20 protein-coding genes and 1 pseudogene are annotated in these 15,125 nt (G+C 64.2%); 11 read left to right on the top strand and 10 right to left on the bottom strand.

What is annotated here, in order from left to right; genetic code table 11:
- The first annotated feature begins 180 nt into the window (after nucleotides 1-180).
- The 6 genes from ASF54_RS16145 to ASF54_RS13110 all read left to right on the top strand — a co-directional run bounded on the left by ASF54_RS16145 (nucleotide 181) and on the right by ASF54_RS13110 (nucleotide 3,291).
- Nucleotides 181-393, top strand: a complete 213-nt coding sequence (locus ASF54_RS16145) for a type II toxin-antitoxin system HicA family toxin (protein WP_084816267.1) — start codon at nucleotides 181-183, stop codon at nucleotides 391-393.
- Nucleotides 390-836 (top strand): hypothetical protein, encoded by a 447-nt coding sequence (locus tag ASF54_RS13125; RefSeq protein ID WP_055963734.1) that lies wholly within the window; start codon nucleotides 390-392, stop codon nucleotides 834-836. The genes ASF54_RS16145 and ASF54_RS13125 overlap by 4 nt, the downstream gene beginning before the upstream one ends.
- A gap of 104 nt (nucleotides 837-940) precedes the next feature.
- Nucleotides 941-1,789 (top strand): alpha/beta fold hydrolase, encoded by an 849-nt coding sequence (locus ASF54_RS13120; RefSeq protein WP_055963732.1) that lies wholly within the window; start codon nucleotides 941-943, stop codon nucleotides 1,787-1,789.
- Entirely contained in the window at nucleotides 1,782-2,354 is a 573-nt protein-coding gene (locus ASF54_RS13115) for a TetR/AcrR family transcriptional regulator (protein WP_055963729.1), read from the top strand. Before ASF54_RS13120 ends, ASF54_RS13115 begins: the two co-directional genes overlap by 8 nt.
- A gap of 197 nt (nucleotides 2,355-2,551) precedes the next feature.
- A complete protein-coding gene (locus ASF54_RS16140; protein WP_084816266.1) occupies nucleotides 2,552-2,896 on the top strand; it encodes a PadR family transcriptional regulator in 345 nt (114 codons plus the stop codon).
- Nucleotides 2,893-3,291 (top strand): hypothetical protein, encoded by a 399-nt coding sequence (locus ASF54_RS13110; RefSeq protein ID WP_157510184.1) that lies wholly within the window; start codon nucleotides 2,893-2,895, stop codon nucleotides 3,289-3,291. The genes ASF54_RS16140 and ASF54_RS13110 overlap by 4 nt, the downstream gene beginning before the upstream one ends.
- 164 nt (nucleotides 3,292-3,455) lie before the next feature.
- Here the strand turns inward: ASF54_RS13110 and ASF54_RS13105 are convergent, their stop codons facing one another.
- From ASF54_RS13105 to ASF54_RS13090, 5 genes and pseudogenes are all read right to left on the bottom strand, one after another.
- Complete coding sequence (locus ASF54_RS13105) at nucleotides 3,456-4,439, bottom strand: prohibitin family protein (RefSeq protein ID WP_055963723.1); 984 nt, start codon at nucleotides 4,437-4,439, stop codon at nucleotides 3,456-3,458.
- A gap of 47 nt (nucleotides 4,440-4,486) precedes the next feature.
- Nucleotides 4,487-4,999, bottom strand: a complete 513-nt coding sequence (locus ASF54_RS13100; RefSeq protein ID WP_157510183.1) for a hypothetical protein — start codon at nucleotides 4,997-4,999, stop codon at nucleotides 4,487-4,489.
- 23 nt (nucleotides 5,000-5,022) lie between these two features.
- Nucleotides 5,023-5,520 carry a hypothetical protein gene (locus ASF54_RS13095; protein ID WP_055963718.1) on the bottom strand — a complete coding sequence of 166 codons (498 nt, stop codon included), beginning with the start codon at nucleotides 5,518-5,520 and terminating at the stop codon, nucleotides 5,023-5,025.
- Nucleotides 5,521-5,541: 21 nt separating this feature from the next.
- Nucleotides 5,542-5,655: pseudogene (locus tag ASF54_RS17040) on the bottom strand (DUF2510 domain-containing protein); the annotation flags it as partial.
- A gap of 495 nt (nucleotides 5,656-6,150) precedes the next feature.
- Complete coding sequence (locus tag ASF54_RS13090) at nucleotides 6,151-6,480, bottom strand: hypothetical protein (protein ID WP_157510182.1); 330 nt, start codon at nucleotides 6,478-6,480, stop codon at nucleotides 6,151-6,153.
- Between the two features lie 112 nt (nucleotides 6,481-6,592).
- Between ASF54_RS13090 and ASF54_RS13085 the strand changes: the two genes are divergently transcribed.
- Entirely contained in the window at nucleotides 6,593-7,813 is a 1,221-nt protein-coding gene (locus ASF54_RS13085) for an MFS transporter (protein ID WP_055963711.1), read from the top strand.
- Nucleotides 7,814-7,968: 155 nt separating this feature from the next.
- Here ASF54_RS13085 and ASF54_RS13080 read toward each other — a convergent pair whose 3' ends face one another.
- Nucleotides 7,969-8,958, bottom strand: a complete 990-nt coding sequence (locus ASF54_RS13080) for a DMT family transporter (RefSeq protein WP_084816263.1) — start codon at nucleotides 8,956-8,958, stop codon at nucleotides 7,969-7,971.
- 71 nt (nucleotides 8,959-9,029) lie between these two features.
- Between ASF54_RS13080 and ASF54_RS13075 the strand changes: the two genes are divergently transcribed.
- The 3 genes from ASF54_RS13075 to ASF54_RS13065 all read left to right on the top strand — a co-directional run bounded on the left by ASF54_RS13075 (nucleotide 9,030) and on the right by ASF54_RS13065 (nucleotide 10,929).
- Complete coding sequence (locus tag ASF54_RS13075) at nucleotides 9,030-9,953, top strand: LysR family transcriptional regulator (RefSeq protein ID WP_055963708.1); 924 nt, start codon at nucleotides 9,030-9,032, stop codon at nucleotides 9,951-9,953.
- A 233-nt stretch (nucleotides 9,954-10,186) separates the two neighbouring features.
- Nucleotides 10,187-10,621, top strand: coding sequence for a hypothetical protein (locus tag ASF54_RS13070; protein WP_055963705.1), 435 nt, complete (start codon nucleotides 10,187-10,189; stop codon nucleotides 10,619-10,621).
- Nucleotides 10,622-10,638: 17 nt separating this feature from the next.
- Nucleotides 10,639-10,929 carry a winged helix-turn-helix domain-containing protein gene (locus ASF54_RS13065; protein ID WP_235481070.1) on the top strand — a complete coding sequence of 97 codons (291 nt, stop codon included), beginning with the start codon at nucleotides 10,639-10,641 and terminating at the stop codon, nucleotides 10,927-10,929.
- Nucleotides 10,930-11,875: 946 nt separating this feature from the next.
- Here ASF54_RS13065 and ASF54_RS13060 read toward each other — a convergent pair.
- The 3 genes from ASF54_RS13060 to ASF54_RS16485 form a co-directional block, all read right to left on the bottom strand.
- Complete coding sequence (locus tag ASF54_RS13060) at nucleotides 11,876-12,862, bottom strand: hypothetical protein (RefSeq protein ID WP_055963699.1); 987 nt, start codon at nucleotides 12,860-12,862, stop codon at nucleotides 11,876-11,878.
- Between the two features lie 291 nt (nucleotides 12,863-13,153).
- Complete coding sequence (locus ASF54_RS13055) at nucleotides 13,154-13,573, bottom strand: hypothetical protein (RefSeq protein ID WP_055963696.1); 420 nt, start codon at nucleotides 13,571-13,573, stop codon at nucleotides 13,154-13,156.
- 191 nt (nucleotides 13,574-13,764) lie between these two features.
- Nucleotides 13,765-13,941 (bottom strand): hypothetical protein, encoded by a 177-nt coding sequence (locus tag ASF54_RS16485; protein ID WP_157510181.1) that lies wholly within the window; start codon nucleotides 13,939-13,941, stop codon nucleotides 13,765-13,767.
- Between the two features lie 577 nt (nucleotides 13,942-14,518).
- On the opposite strand from ASF54_RS16485, the gene ASF54_RS16480 reads away from it, so the two are divergent.
- Nucleotides 14,519-14,929 (top strand): hypothetical protein, encoded by a 411-nt coding sequence (locus tag ASF54_RS16480; RefSeq protein ID WP_157510180.1) that lies wholly within the window; start codon nucleotides 14,519-14,521, stop codon nucleotides 14,927-14,929.
- Nucleotides 14,930-14,963: 34 nt separating this feature from the next.
- On the opposite strand, the gene ASF54_RS16475 is transcribed toward ASF54_RS16480, so the two are convergent.
- Entirely contained in the window at nucleotides 14,964-15,110 is a 147-nt protein-coding gene (locus ASF54_RS16475; protein ID WP_157510179.1) for a hypothetical protein, read from the bottom strand.
- Nucleotides 15,111-15,125 lie beyond the last annotated feature (15 nt).

The following is a 15,125-nucleotide window of genomic DNA, read 5'->3' as shown; positions in this document are numbered from 1 at the left end:
CGCTCGATCGGCGTAAACCCGCTGCCTAGGGCCGGTGTCTCCGCCAATATCGAGGGTGTGAGCCCGATCTGAGGGTCTCGCCACGGGGCTGACCGGCTTAGTCCCTCTGCCGCGAGCACTAGTTCACGCAAGTGTTTAGATGCTATACAGTTGCGGTGTTTAGCTCCTAAACTTAGCCTTATGAAGGCGGGTGAAGTGAACGAGCGGATTGAAAAGCTCGGAGGCGTTCAGGTGGGTCAACGGGGCTCGCATCGAAAGTACGAGGTGTGGGCCAATGGCCGCTCGTACCGCACGATCGTCGCTCAGCACGGACCGCACGACATTCCCGCCGGCACGCTGGCAAGTATTCAAAGATCGCTCGAACCCGCATTTGGAAAGGGGTGGCTGAAATGAGTGGATCGACCTACGAGGTCTTAGTGACGCGCGAGAACGGCACGTGGCTCGGTGAGGTGACGAACCGAGAGGGTATTCAAACGTTTTCGCGCACCTATTCCGGGCTTCGGGCCGCGCTGGCGGAGGCCATTCACGTGATGGACGACCTCGACGATGGGGCCGTCGTCGACACTAAGTGGACGTTCGAGAATGTCGAAGCCGAGTTTGTATCGGCGATCGAGCTCGGGCGCCAAAGGCGTTCGCTCGAAGAGCGGGCCGCTGAGCTCGTGCGGAACACGGCGCGGGTCGCCGAGTTGCTGCAATCGAAGGGGTACTCAGTGCGAGACATCAGCGGGGCGCTCGAAATGTCGCCCGGTCGGGTCTCGCAGATTCTTGCCCCCGGTGCGAAGAAGGTGATCGGCGCCTCTGGCTCGACCACGAGCGCGCCCCGCCGGGCGGGCTGACGCCCGAGGCGAAGACTGTTTTGAATCTGGGGTTGACACGCTTGGCTACGATCAATAGCTTTTAGCTACACACAGTAGCCAACGCGCAACCAACGGAGAACATCATGCTCGAGCACCTCACCATCGGCGAAGGAACAATCGCCTACGACCTCACCGGCGAAGGCCCCCTCGTCGTCCTCGCCCACGGCATGGGCGACAGTCGACACTCGTACCGCTTCCTGGTGCCTGAGCTCGTCGCGGCCGGCTACCGGGTGGCGAACGTCGACATCCGCGGCTGCGGAGACTCCAGCGCCGACTGGCCGAGCTACTCGCGCACCGACATCGCGGGTGACCTCGTCGCGGTCGTGCGTCACCTCGGTGGCCCGGCTGTGATCGTCGGCCAGTCGATCAGCGGTGGGGCTGCCACGATCGCCGCCGCCACCGCACCCGACGTGATCGTCGGCGTCGTCGAGCTTGCTCCGTTCACCCGCAAGCAGTCGTTCGACCTGATCGGCATCCTCCGCACGAAGCGCGTTCGCACGGGAACGACCCAGCTCATGAGGGTGATGCTGAGCGGCAGCGTGAAGGGCTGGCTGGCCTACCTCGACATCGCCATCCCCGCGAAGCCCGCCGACTGGACCGCCGAGCGAGCGCGCATCGAGACGGAGCTGTCCAAGCCCGAGCGCATGAAGGCCCTGCGAGGCATGACGAAGTCCGCGCCGGTCGACGCGGGTGCGCAACTTGCCAATGTGCAGTGCCCGGTGCTCGTCATCGAGGGGAGTGCCGACCCGGACTGGACCGATCCTCGCGAAGAGGGCACCAGGATCCTCGGAGACCTCCCTGCCGGACTCGGCGAACTGGCCGTCATCGACGGTGCCGGGCACTACCCGCACACCGAGACTCCCGGGGCAGTGCTCGAGCTCGTCGTCCCGTTCCTGCGCCGGACGCACGCCGCGGCACCGACCAATGCCTAGGGCGGGGCTCGCTCCCGCGGCCGTCACCCTCGCGGCGGCCGACCTCGCCGACGAGATCAGCCCGGCCCCGCTCAGCATGAGTCTGCTCGCCGAGCGCCTCGGGGTGAAGGGGCCGTCGCTCTACAAACACGTCGACAGCCTCGCCGACCTCACCCGCCGGATCGCCCTTCTCGGCGCCACCGAGCTGGGGGACGCGCTGCGCGAGGCCATGCAGGGCCTGGCCGGCGGTGATGCGCTCGCCGCAGCCGCTCAAGTGGTGCGCACCTTCGTCAAGGAGCACCCCGGCCGGTACGCCGCCACCGTCGGAATCACCCCGACGGGGCCCGAGGATCCCCTCGCCATCGCTCTCGAACGCACGCTCGGCTCGTTCGCGGCTGTGCTGCGCGGCTACCACCTCGCCCCGGAGCACGAGATCCACGCGATCCGTCTGCTGCGCAGTGTCGTGCACGGCTTCGCGACCCTCGAGGCATCGAACGGATTCCAGATGGACACCGACGTCGACGAGAGCTTCGCCTGGACGGTTGCGTTCGTCGATCGTGGGTTGCGCGGGTTGTCGGACGAGTAGGGGGCGGGTGGGGCGCTGGTCTCGACCTGAAGCGGTTTGGTGATTCCGCCCGGGTCGTCGCCTGTCGTGTGGGCCCGAGTTCCGTAATGCTGACATCCCGTCTGGGGCGAAAGTGCCCTGCCGCGAGACACGGAACGCTGCGCTTTGACACACCCGAAAACGTTGCATGCCTAGATAGGTTGTGACACCATCTAGGTATGTACAACCCATGGTCGTCGGATTGGACTCGAGTCGTCCTTCCGCTGACGGTTCTCGTTCTTCTGGAGGAGAAGCCGGCTCATGGCTATCTGCTTCTCGAGCGGTTGACGGAGGCTACCGGCGTTCCGGTGACGGGTGGAACGCTCTACCCGCTGTTGGCCCGGTTCGGCGACCGAGGATGGGTTGAGTTCGCGTGGGAGCACGAGGTGACGGGTCCCGGACGAAAAGTGTTCCGGGTGACGGGGGCTGGTCGGGAACACGCTGATGCGCTCCTCGACGAATGGCAGTTAGTCAGAAAAACACTGGACGTCGTGGCGTCTCGACGAAGGAGGGGTAATTCGTGAACTACTACCGGGAATTAGCTTTTGCACTGAGGGTTCGAGGTCTGTCGGAAGACACGATTCGATCGACGTTGGACGACGTTCGAATGCATTCGGCGGAGGCGGGGCAAGATCCGTCTCATGAGTTCGGGCCGCCAGACCGATTCGCAGAGAACTTCGAAAAGGGCGGGGCTCATGCAGCTGGCCGTCGCTTTGTTGTTGTGATGACAGTGGTGGCCCTCGCTGTGGTGATCGGCCTGTTCGTCTTGTCGAAGGCGATGGGCACGGAGCTGCGCGTGGGGGTCTTCTCTATTCCGCTCTTTGCTGGCGTCGTCGTCGCAGTTGCCGGTTTCGTGGGCGGTTTTCTGCTTGACCGCCGGCTGCCAGCGGGGTTTGGGGTAGAGAAAAAAGCCGCGTGACCTAGGGCGCCGGCGGGAGAAACGGGGTGCCCGGAAGCGCTCGGCCGAGCCCCACACATACCGCTTACGTCCGTCGATCTCGACGAGACGACCGCCAGCGGTATTCGCCGGGTCGCGGCATGCGGTCTGCGGCTGGCGTGCTCCGAGCGACGTGTCGCGAACGACTACTTGGTCGCCTTGGGAATGTTGATCAGGGGAGACGATCCGTTCGGCACGACGACCAGGCCACCCTTGTCGGCGGAGGCTTCGAGGGCGTCGATGTAGTGCTGGGTGAGAACCTGGCTCGAAAGCGACTTCGTCAGCAGATCGTTCGCCTTCGCGTTGGCCTGGGCGGTGACGACTGCCTGCTGAGCGCTGACCTTCGTCGCATCGAGTTTGGCCTGCTGCTTGGTGACGTCGATCTGCGCCTGCTGGGCCTCGGCATAGCTCTCCGTGACGGCTTTCGGAGCTTGAATCTCTTGCAGGCTGATCGAGTTGACCTCGACACCGGTATCCGCCCACCGCTTGGTCAGCGCCTGCTCGATACTGGTCTCGATCTCGGCGCGTTTCGTCAGCACCTCGAGAGTGGAGTAGTTGTTCGGCACTTCGCGCACGACGGCCCGGACGTCTTGAGTGATGAAAGATGCTTTGAAGTTCTCCTCGTCGCGGAACGACGTGTAGATCGTCGTGACCGACGCGGGCCGAATCGAGTAGCGGACGGTGAGCGACACGTTCTCCGAGACCCCGTCTTTGTCTTGAACAGTGATGTACGGGCCGGTGCGGATGCCACCGTTGTTGTCGCTGTCGCTGCCCCCGGTCCCGTTGATGTAGGTGACCGTCTGGTTGCGGATGTTGAAGTTCACCGTCGAATCCCACGGCGCCTTGACGTGGAGGCCGGTCGACGTCGTCTGCCCGACGATCTGACCAGTGAACGAGCGGATCACTCTCGCCTCGCCGGCATCCTGGGCGTACACGGACGACGTGACCCCCAGTACCAAGCCGAGGACTACAAGGAGTGCACCGGCGCCGAGAGCGATGCGGTTTCCCGTCTTGTCTGGGCCCGGTGCTTCGCTGCCCCCGGGAAGGGCGAGCTTGTTTGCTCGGGAACGGCGGGCGAGAACGAGGGTGATGACGCCTGCGACGAGGCAGATCAGAGCAAAGACGAACATGAGAGTGCTTTCTTCGGGAGGAATGTCGGGTGGTGCCGGGGAGACTGCTAATCGGTGGGGGAGGGGATACCGGCAAAGCATCGTTGCCCTTCAAGGATGAGTTCCTGCATGACAGGAACCTGCCGGACTCGGGCGTGGATGGCCCATCCCAGGGCTACGGCGTAGAAAGCACTGATCGCTACCCGGATCCCGATGCTGATCAGCGTCGGGTGGTCGGGCATGAGTCCGAGTTGGAAGAGCCACAGGGGAAGGAGGACACCGTTGGCCCACACTGCCGTGCGGACCTGGTCGACGCGCGCTGCCAGCCGAGACAAGGCCTCACCGAGCGGGATGTCGGAGGGGAGTTCGTTCCTTTCCACCCAGTCGTCGACTTCTTGGGCACCAATAGTGGTGTCGCGGTTCGAATCGAAGCGGATCAGGGCCGCGGCGACTCCGGCGAAGACGACGCCCGCCACGACAGCTATCCACCCGCGGTGATCCCAGGAGTACTTCTCCCCGAACTCCAGGACGAATGCACCCATGAGCACACCACCGCCGAGTGCTCCAAGTGCAAGCCGCACGCGCAGATCTCGAAAAAGCCGTCTCACGATCCGGGCCGGAAGACGTCAGAGAGCTGCTGGGCGTAACTGGCCGCGTTGATTGCCCCGAGCACCAGCCCACCGGCCTCGACGATGATGAACACCCACACCGGCCACAAGCCCCGCCCCGGAGCGACGCGGTGCACGATCACCGATCGGCCGATCACGTACACCGGCGACGAGAGAAAGCTCCAGGCCCAGTGAAAGGGGCGCACGACGCCGACCCGGGTGAGGTGTCGGTAGTCTCCCCACGCCAGAACCACGCTGATTCCATACAGAACGAAACCCGCGGCAAGCACGGCAATGTACTGCGGTGTGTAGATCGATGCCGGGTCGACGGAGGGCACGCCAGAGGGGCCCACTTCGATCACGCGGATCGTCGGCCGGTACGACAGGCTGAGCGGCCAGACCACCACGGGCAGCAGCACAATCAGCCAGATCAGCGGGCCATAGATCGGGGTCTTCGGATCGAGCCTTGGCCTGTCGGGCGAAAGGGTTCCCACAGCATGGGAGCCACCGGGGGGAGCCACGAGATCCGTCCACCTGACGCCGTCCCACCAGCGAGTTCCCGCACCCCCAGAAGGATCCGGGTACCACCCGGCACCAGGACCGGCACCCGGGCGCGACTCACCAGACATACGGATCCCCCTCAAAGGCAGTTGAGAAAGATTCGGGCTTCCTCACCACTGCTCAACCTAGGGCAGATGGGCGATCTGCGACCAACAACGTGGGACTGTTTCTGCCCAGGTCACCCGTGTGCCCTCGGGGCCGATCAAGTTCACGCCGTTGTTGCGGTCATATGGTGCGCGACGGAGACTTGAGGCATGGTTCTGCTCATCGTGTGTAGCGTCGCCGTAGCCGGAGCGTTCGTGGGGCTCTGCCTCGTCCTGGCGGATGAGCAACGGGTAAGACGAGCGAGCAACTACTCGCACCCCTCGCGGAAGGACTAGGAGTCGCGCCGGTCGAAAAACAGAACTGGCGCCCGATGATCAAATGGAGCGGATCGGATCCTAAGGTGTGCGCCTTTCAGAACGCGTGAATTGTGGAGCGGGCGAAGAGCTAGGAACAGCGCACCTAAGCGGCCAAGGGGAAGTTTCCCCGCATTGCGCCGGCGTTATGTCGCTTTATACGCTCTAAAGCGTGCCCCTTCGGAGCTTCACCGCGACGGACACCGGGTAGAGGAAGAAGACGACGGCGAGAGCCAAGGATCCGACGATGAGGGCCGGGTTCGCGCTCGAACCCGACGACAGCAGCACGAAGAACCGGATGAGATCGACGACCCCGAGGAGCGCCAGGACTCCAGCGACGGCGAGGCGCCAGACGAGAGACCAGCGCGACAGAGGCGCGATCTGGTCGCTGAGCCGTGACTCGACTCGCTCGGGCGGAGAGTAGGCGACGCCCCCGTAGTGCGACATCTCGCTGGCATTGGGGCGGCCCGCATAGGGCTGTTGGTCGTGTGACATGGTGAATCCCCCTTCACGCGCGGCTATAGGCCGATGCCTAAGTATCCCTGTCGACCGGCCCAGGCGCATCCCTCGATCGAGTTGCGTGTCAGCAGGACTCTAGAATCGCGGGGTGCCTGATGATCGTCGCCTGCCGCTGTGGGCGGGACGCACAGCCGCTCTCGTGGGCATCCTGCTCGTTGCGTTCTCCCTGCGCCAGGCTGTCGCCGCGATCTCTCCGATCCTGGGCGACGTCCTCGTGGACATCCCTCTTTCGACCCTCGACATTGCTTGGCTCGGAACTCTCCCGCCACTTCTGTTTGCCGGCTCGGGGTTCATTGCACCCCGGGTCGCCCGCAGATTCGGTCTTGATGGCGGCATCGTCATCGCGCTGGTTCTCATCACCGCGGGGCACCTCATCCGCGCGGCGGCACCGGGCGTCGGGGGGTTACTCGTCGGGAGCATCGTTGCATTCGCCGGCACGGGCATTGGCAATGTGTTGCTGCCGTCTGTCGTCCGGCGGTACTTTCCCGATCGCGTCGCCCTGCTGACCGCGGTCTACGTCTGCACCGTCGGCGTGAGTACCGCCGTGCCCGCCGCCCTCGCAGCGCCGGTCGCGCAGTTCGCCGGTTGGCGATTCTCCCTCGGAGTCTGGTCGGTCACCTCGATCGCCGCGCTCGTTCCATGGCTCGTCGTCATCCTGCGGGAGCGCCATCGACGAGCGTCACATGACGGCACCGCCCCGCCGTCGACCGCGACCGTCGTCACGGGCCTGTGGCGATCACGCGTAGCGCTGTCGATCACCCTCGCCTTCTCGACCAGCACGATTCTCACGTACGCCAGTTTCGCCTGGCTCCCTGAGATCCTCGGAGATGTCGCAGGGACGACCCCGGCCGAGGGAGGCGTGCTACTCGCCGTGACCGGGCTGGTCAGCGTGCCCGGCGCACTCCTTGCGCCCCTCCTCGTCGCCCGGCTGCGGAACGTCGGCTGGTTGATCGGCGCCGGCATCGTCAGCTTCGTGCTTGGTTACCTCGGCCTTCTCCTCGCACCCGCGCCGCTGACGCTGCTGTGGGTCCTGCTCATCGGCTTGGGTTCGATCCTGTTCCCGGTCTGCCTGGTGCTCATCAATGGACGCACGCGAACTCCCGCGGGCACCGTCGCACTCAGCGGTTTCGCGCAGGGGGTCGCGTACGCGCTCGGCGCGCTCGGCCCACTGCTCGTCGGGCTCCTGCATGACGTCAGCGACGGCTGGACATTGCCGCTGCTCTTCCTACTCGTCGTCGCACTCGTGGCGATTGTTCCGGCCGTGACATTGGCGCGGCCGGCCTTCGTTGAGGACGAGCTCGCTCGATAGGGGCTCCTTGCCCCAGACCCCCTTCGCAACCGATTGCGGGACGCCCGCGTGCCGCTTCAGGGGACTCGTCTCACTCGACGAAGCGCCGCGCGAACGGACTGATCACGGAACTACGGGTACTCGGCATCCGGTCCGTGCAGGTCTCGTCCATCGATTTATCGAGACGGCTCTCTACTCGGCCTCTTGTCTTCCGAGATGGTCGCGAAGGTTCGCTCAGGAGCAGCCTTTGAGGTCGGCCGACCAACTGAGTCGCTGGTCTGCTGTCGGTGCCGGCGCTCAATGGCTTGCCCGGCATAGCTCGCCGCGATGATCAGGACTGCACCGCACACCCCGAGCGGTCCGATTGCTTCGCCGGCGATGAGGACTCCGACGAGCAGTGCCCACACCGGTTCGGTGCCCATCAGGATGCTCGCGCGGGAAGCCGAGGTGCGTCTCACCGCCCAGAGCTGAACGATGAAGGCGAACACGGAACACAGCAGCCCCAGGAACAGGACATCAGCCCACTGATAAGGATCCATCTGCACGACGGCGGCAGGAAGGTTGCGTCCGGCCATAGTGGCGAAGGCGATCGCGCACACCACCATTTGTACGAGAACAACGCCGAAGCTGCCCTCCGCGCGCTTGCGCGTCAGGTGGGAGCTTGCCGTCACGTGAAAGGCGCGGATAACCGCCGCGGCGATGACCAGGCCGTCACCAGCTGTCGGTGTGCGCAGGCCACCCTCGGAGACGAGGAGGGCAACGCCGACAACGGCACCTACGGCGGCAATGAAATAGAACCGGGGTAGCCACGATCGCGACGCAATGCCATCCAGGACTGGCGTCAGTACTAGCGCCAGACTGATCAGCAACCCCGCATTGGTCGCCGAGGTGAGGTGCACGCCCCAGGTCTCGAGCCCGATCACGGCCGCCTGCGAGCAACCCAGCCCGGCGGAGATCACGAGGCCTCGTCCCCGAGGGAGTCGCTCCCTCCGCACGAGACACACGACCCCTACTGCGATTGCAGCAACAAGGAACCGGAGAGCGACGGCCGCTGGAACCCCGGTCTCGGCGGCGAGTTCCTTAGCCGCGAGAAAGCTGGCACCCCACACTGCAGCGACGCCGAGCAGGAGCAGATCGACGATGAGTTCAGGGCGCTTACTAGCCATCCCACTACTGTCCGTATATGGATCGTGAAGAACAACGGCCACCATCTTCATCGACGCTTTAGTCTCAACTTATGGATCCTGCCCGCCTCCGTCTCCTTCGCGAGCTGGGAGACCGGGGCAGTGTCGCGGCCGTGGCTACCGCTTTGCATGTCAGTGCATCCGCAGTGTCGCAACAGCTCACTGCGCTGCAGGCGGGAATCCCCGTTCCGTTGACCGTCAAGCAGGGGCGCCGACTTGTGCTCACCGAAGCCGGTGAAGCATTAGCAGTCGCTGCGGCACGCGTCGACGAGGCTCTCGCCGAGGCCCTGGGGGCCGTCGGGTCTTTCCTGGACCAGGAGGCGCGACCCGTCTCCATCTCCGCCTTTCACAGTGCCGGTCTCGCCCTGTTCGGACCGCTCCTCATCGAGCTGGGCGACGGTCCGCGTGTCTCCCTCGCGGACGCCGACGTCGCGCAAGAGAAGTTCGCCGGCCTCACTGCGGACTACGACCTCGTCATCGCACACCGTCTCGCCCACGACCCCGAATGGCCGACCACGCGTCTTGTGGTGACACCGCTCCTCGTAGAACCCCTCGTGATCGCCCTGCACGCTGGCCACCCGTTGGCAGTATTGCCCGGCATCAGCCCGGAGCAGTTACGAGACGAGCGGTGGATATCCACCCATGAGGGATTTCCCCTCACCGGTGTGCTCGACTACCTGGGAGCCGTGATCGGCCAAGCCCCTCGGGTCGATCATCGCATCAACGAGTTTTCTGTCGCCGCCGAGGTTGTCCGCGCCGGGGCGGCGATCGCTGTCATGCCGCAGACGACTGCCGCCTCCCTTGCGGTCGACGGGATGGTGCTACGCCCAGTGATCGGCGTGACTCTCGTTCGCCACGTCGACGTTCTCGCCCGTCCCGACGCCATTGCGCACGCCCCCGTCCGCAGGGTCCTCAAGGCACTCCGGGAAGTCGCAGCCGCCGCGACGCAGCGGTCGAAAACACCTTCGCCCCGCTAACCCGTCGCACGATTTCGCGAAGGCTGGCCTGCCACACGCCCGACCCATGCTGCGCGGACTCCCAGCGTTGGTCTCGGCTGGTGTCTGGAGGGTATTCGGCCGTCGGGCTGAGGCACCCTCTGCGGGGAATCCGCTTGGTTTTACACATGAGACAGTCGTGTCAGTTGCGCGTCGAAAAACTACTTGCCGTACTGGAAAGTACGTGTGATGCTTGAGACAAGCAAAGGAGCCTCATGTCCGACGAAAACGCACAACTTAGCCCTGTGGCCGCCCGCTCCCTTCTGGAGGACGCTCGCCGAATCAGTGACCGTGCCCACAATGCGGTCCGCTGGCCCTACATCACCTTCCTCCTCGCGCTGGGGCTCACGACGTCCATGGGAACCCTCGGTATGGCGATGACAGAAGGCAACGCGTTCGGTCTCGTCTATGTCGCAACGCTCGCCGCCTTTTTTGCGTCAATAATTTTTTTCCTCATCACGACGCAGGGAAGTCTCGCCTTCGCATGGAGCAAGAGATGGGCGATCTACATCGGCGCGTGGCTTGTCCCTTACCTCTTCGCCATCGGTGTGATGTGTTTCGCCCATGGTTCCCTTCCTCTCGCAGCTCTGGCCTCGGGCTTGGTGTTCTTTGTGACATTCACGGCCGCCATTGTTGAGGCAAAACGTTGACGGCCACCGACGAACACGTGCATCCCAGGCATCGCCTCTTCGACGTGCTGCAGAATCCGATCAGATTCTCGATCGCGGCAGCCCTCGATAAGGCCGAGAAGCTCAGTTTCCGTGAGGTGCGCGATGCGATCGAGGTGACTGACTCCGCGCTGAGCAAGCAGGTCGCTCTTCTCGAGCAGGCCGGCTACCTCAAAGTTCAGAAAGGGTTCGTCGGCAAGATGCCACGCACGACTCTCGCCCTGAGCGCCGAGGGCCGTACCGCGTGGAAGGCACACTTGGCAGCTCTTCGAGATATCGCCGGAGACTAAGCAATCCTCCAGGTGACGCGCTCGTCCATCTCGTCGCGTGGGAGGTGGTTCTGTCTCTCGAGGCAGGGCCACCGACACAAAGGGGACCGCGGTGTCCTCCCCCCCATCGGATCCACGAGCAGGCGTCGGAGCGACGGTTTTTTATCCGCCAGGCTGGACACATTTCGATGAGCCCAAAGGCACACCTGTCGTCTTTTCAAGACTAATCCGATCACCGGCAAAGATAGACAAATCACCGGTGGAGCTTTGAACGTCACCGACGCAAATTCGGAACCGCGAAGCGATGCCTGTCTCAGTGTCGCCCGACGCCACCACGTATTCAAAGACACCGTCTTTCCCAGGTGTCGCTTCTCCGTCCGCCCCTTCTCGGGGGCCCAGATCCTTGGCCGGCAGGAGAGGCGCGGACATCTGGCTCGGGGAGGGGTTTACCGCGGTTGCGCGGTGTGAGGTCGCAATCACCGAGGGTGTGGACATCGTGCATCCGCTCGCGACCAGAAGCGCCACGGCTGCTGCAGCGACCAAGAAACCACGCCTAGGAATAGTCGTGTCGTGTTTCATCGGATGACCCTGACGATGAGCGATACAAGGGCATCGGAGGATGCCCTTGCGGCTCCCGTGATCGTCGAGGCCCGGCGCCCCCTCATGCCAGCCACGCCTGCGAACTGGGTTATCGATCCTGATGCTGACTCGCTGTCTGATGACTGCACTGTGCCCCCACGCGCTCCCCAACTGATTTCGACACCCTATCGCCGAGGCTCGCCTTGGACGACCTAAGCTCCGAGCCGTGTTCCACGACTTTGCCGACTGACGGTCAGCGGGTGACACCGGTCTGGCCCTCGGGACAGCCGGGTGTCGACTTCAGCCAGCGAGAAAGGTGATGCCACTGGATACCTGATGCCTTGCGGCGTCAATGGTTCGCGGCATCGGGGCTGAGATCCCTCGCTTCTCACGCCTCCGGCGCGAACCCGAACCGGTTGATCAACTGGCCTGCGATCAGCACACCGAGTGCGTGGGAGACGTCATCGATGAGTCGCACCACGACGTCGGGCATGTTGCCGCCGATCCCGGTGACGGGTGCCGACCGGTCGATGTTCTCGAGTCCCGTCGGCGCCTTCGCGAGGCCCGCGGCCTCAAGAGGACGCCACACCCGCTCGAGGCCGGCGACGTCGCCCGACTCGATGCGGTTTGCGAATACGTCGCTGAACACAGCCTGTAGAAGGCTGTCGAGCCACCCGCCCCACTCGGCGCGCTTGCTCTCGGAGGCGAGCATTGAGGTGATGTCGCGGTTCACGTCGAGTTGCACCGCGGTGCTGGCCGAGACTGCGTCGTACAGTTCTGTCCATTCGGGCGAGCTTTCGAGCATGGCGAGCTCTTCCGGCCAGGTGATTGGTGCTGCGAGGGCGGCGATGATGAGGGACGAGTCGAGCGCCTCGTGGGGCGCGACGACCGGCGCGTCGCCCTCACCCGCGAGGGCGGCGAGCCAGTTGGGGAGAAATTCAGGCGAGCGCGGGTATCGGCGGAGGTCTTCGCGCCAGTCGTCGTCCGTCGGCATAGCGGTGGAGGGGTCGTCCAGCGGCGCGAACAGGCCGGCGCTTCTTCCGCCATAGGGTCGAACGTCGTAGTTGAAGTCGAAATGGTATTTGCCTGCGGCCTCGAGCGTGATCTCGGCCGACAGCCAGGTGCCTTTCGTGCCGTCCACCATGGACGCTCGGACAGCAGTCCAGGCCTCGAAGACGGCCCATCCTCCCCTGATGGATCCGAACGAGGAATCCGGTCGGATGAATTCCGCGCGTCCGATATTGGTTGCTCCGCCTTCAACGAAGGTGGCGACTACTGTGACCCAGTCGCTCTCGGGGACGGCCCGGAAGAGCGTGAGCGCGAGCTCGCGTTGGGCATCCGCGGATCTCTGGACTTCCTCGACGGTGGGGCTCATTGCCTCGCTGCTCTTTTATCGGCTGGACGCCTACCAGAATGGCACTCCTGTCCAGGTGGGACTATAGCCAGGCCCCACACACCAAGTTGTCGCTTCTTCTCCCTGTGTTTGCTCGGCATCCTTTTGCCCTTTGGTAGTTAGTCGACCACCGGTGGATTTGCTGTTCGCCCCTTGAGCTTTGTGGTCCTAACGGGAGTTACCTATCTCCGGTTCCTGGCTGCACGAGCCCTGCATCGGTGGAAAAAGAGAAACCGGTTCGAGTGGGTGTTTCTCGGCCCAACCAGGCGGCGGCTACGACTGAAAGACGAACCCGACCAACCCGAGCACCGTCACGTAGACGCCGGGTGGCACGGCGACGCAGCTAATGACGGTCGCGGCGACCGGCAGCACGTCCGGTCGCGGCCGCCGTAGCGACAGGAAGCCGCACACCATCCCGGCGACCATCGCTGGCAGCGTCAACGTCTCGAGGGCAGCAGCGGTGAGATGCACCCTCGTTTGCGCGTCGGTTGGGTGCACGTAACCGGGGTAGGGACCGAACGGTGCCTCCTGGTAACCGACATGCCCTTCGAACCAGCGTGCGAAGACTATGCCGGCTAACCATGCGGCAGGTAGTCCGATGGCGATGAGTGCGAGGATCCAGGACTGGGCGGCGGTGCGCTGCGTCGTCCGCTCTCTGTAGAGCTCGCCGGTGTCGTCCCATCCCGTTGTCACAATTCGACGCTACGGGGAGGTTGGACGGTGTCGCATCGGCCCAAAGAGGTCAATGGATCGGCCGGAGGGTGGATCTGGCGAAGGGGGCTGCTGTCGATTTAGACGTCTCCTTGACGTGCGCAGAACGGAACCCTCCCCAAACTTAAGCTGGTCATGCCGCGAAGCCGAGCACTGACTATTACCAGCGTGCGTCAGCGTGGAGCGATCTCGTGCAGCTCGAGCGTCCGGGAGCCAAGTGGCTCTGCGAGGTGCACGGTCGCTGTGCCGGTGAGGCCGACGCCAGAGCACGCCGTTCCGAGTGGAAGGTCCTTGCGGGTGTCGTCCCACACGTCGATGAGCACCGAGTCGGGCGTCTCGAGGAGGAACACGTCGGTCTCGCGGGCGGGCGCACCGCAGTTGCCGTACCCCCCCCGTGATGAGGAGGTCGCGGGAGGCCGGGCGGAGCGTGCCGGTGCTCCAGCGCACGGGAATGAGGTCGGCTGGGATCCTGCCCTCCTTCTGCACGACAGTGATGTCCCTGTTGGTGCGAGAGGTCCCGATCACCCCCGCGTCGGTGGCGGGGCGGGCGAGCACCTGCTTCGCCCCGGAGGGCAGGTGCGGCACGAGCCGCGCCTGGTACTCGGTGCACTGCGCGAATCCGAAAAAGATGCCGACCACCGCCACCAATACGACCAGGATCCGCGCCCACGACGGCCATCTCTCGCGCTTCGGGGGCGTCTTCCCAACACCCGTGTCCCCGTCCTGAAAAGCGGAAGGGCGCTGCAGATTCGACATGGTCTCAGCTCCTCGGGTGGGTGAGATGACGGTACTGGATTCCTTCGGCACCCTCCAGTTATAAGACGATTCGGGTGCGCGAGAGGGGATGGCTAGCGCGCTGTCGCTGCTCTGCACGCAGTGAGAGGTATCGGCTTGTGAGTCGATTTGGGCGGTGGCTAGGCTCCCGACATGGATGTCAGTGCCGAGCCAGATGAATACGAGACGTCGGTCATCCGGTTAGAGGTTGATCACGCGGACGAGGTCCTTTGGTTTCCTGACGCGGTTGGTTTCGAGGAGAGCGGACTCAGCGCGGCGCTCGCGAGCGACCTGCGATGGTGGCATCTCCGCTCCAGTGGAGAAACTGACGAAACGAATCACTTCACTCCGGTTGGTCTTCCGCATTCCCTCAACGAGCTAGGTCTCGTCCTAGCTCGTCGCGTCGCTGAGGAGATCGGTGACGAATTCGAAGTCGAGTTGTGGGCCGATGGTCGCCAAGAACGCGTCCGGGCTGGACGTCGAGCGAAGAATCCACAGGCGCGAGACTATTTCGCCTCAAGAGCAAAAGAAGCCCGAGACGAGTGGGCTCGTGCCGCCCGGTAGCCCGACCCTCACAGTTCGGAGCTTTCGGTTTCGGCTAAGGCCGGTATTTCTCAGGTGCCTCGTAGAGCTTGCGGGCCGACGGATCCTGGGAGTGCCCGCCATTTTCACCACCGAGTTGCGTGAGCGCGTCAGTCACGAGCCGCGTCACCCAAGCGATTGCCTTGCCGATCTTTATCAACATGATCCGCTCCTCTAA

The sequence above is a fragment of the Frondihabitans sp. Leaf304 genome, assembly GCF_001423105.1.
Lineage (GTDB): Bacteria > Actinomycetota > Actinomycetes > Actinomycetales > Microbacteriaceae > Frondihabitans.
The sequence above is the reverse complement of the archived record's forward strand: the minus strand, read 5'-3'. Positions and strand labels throughout refer to the sequence as shown.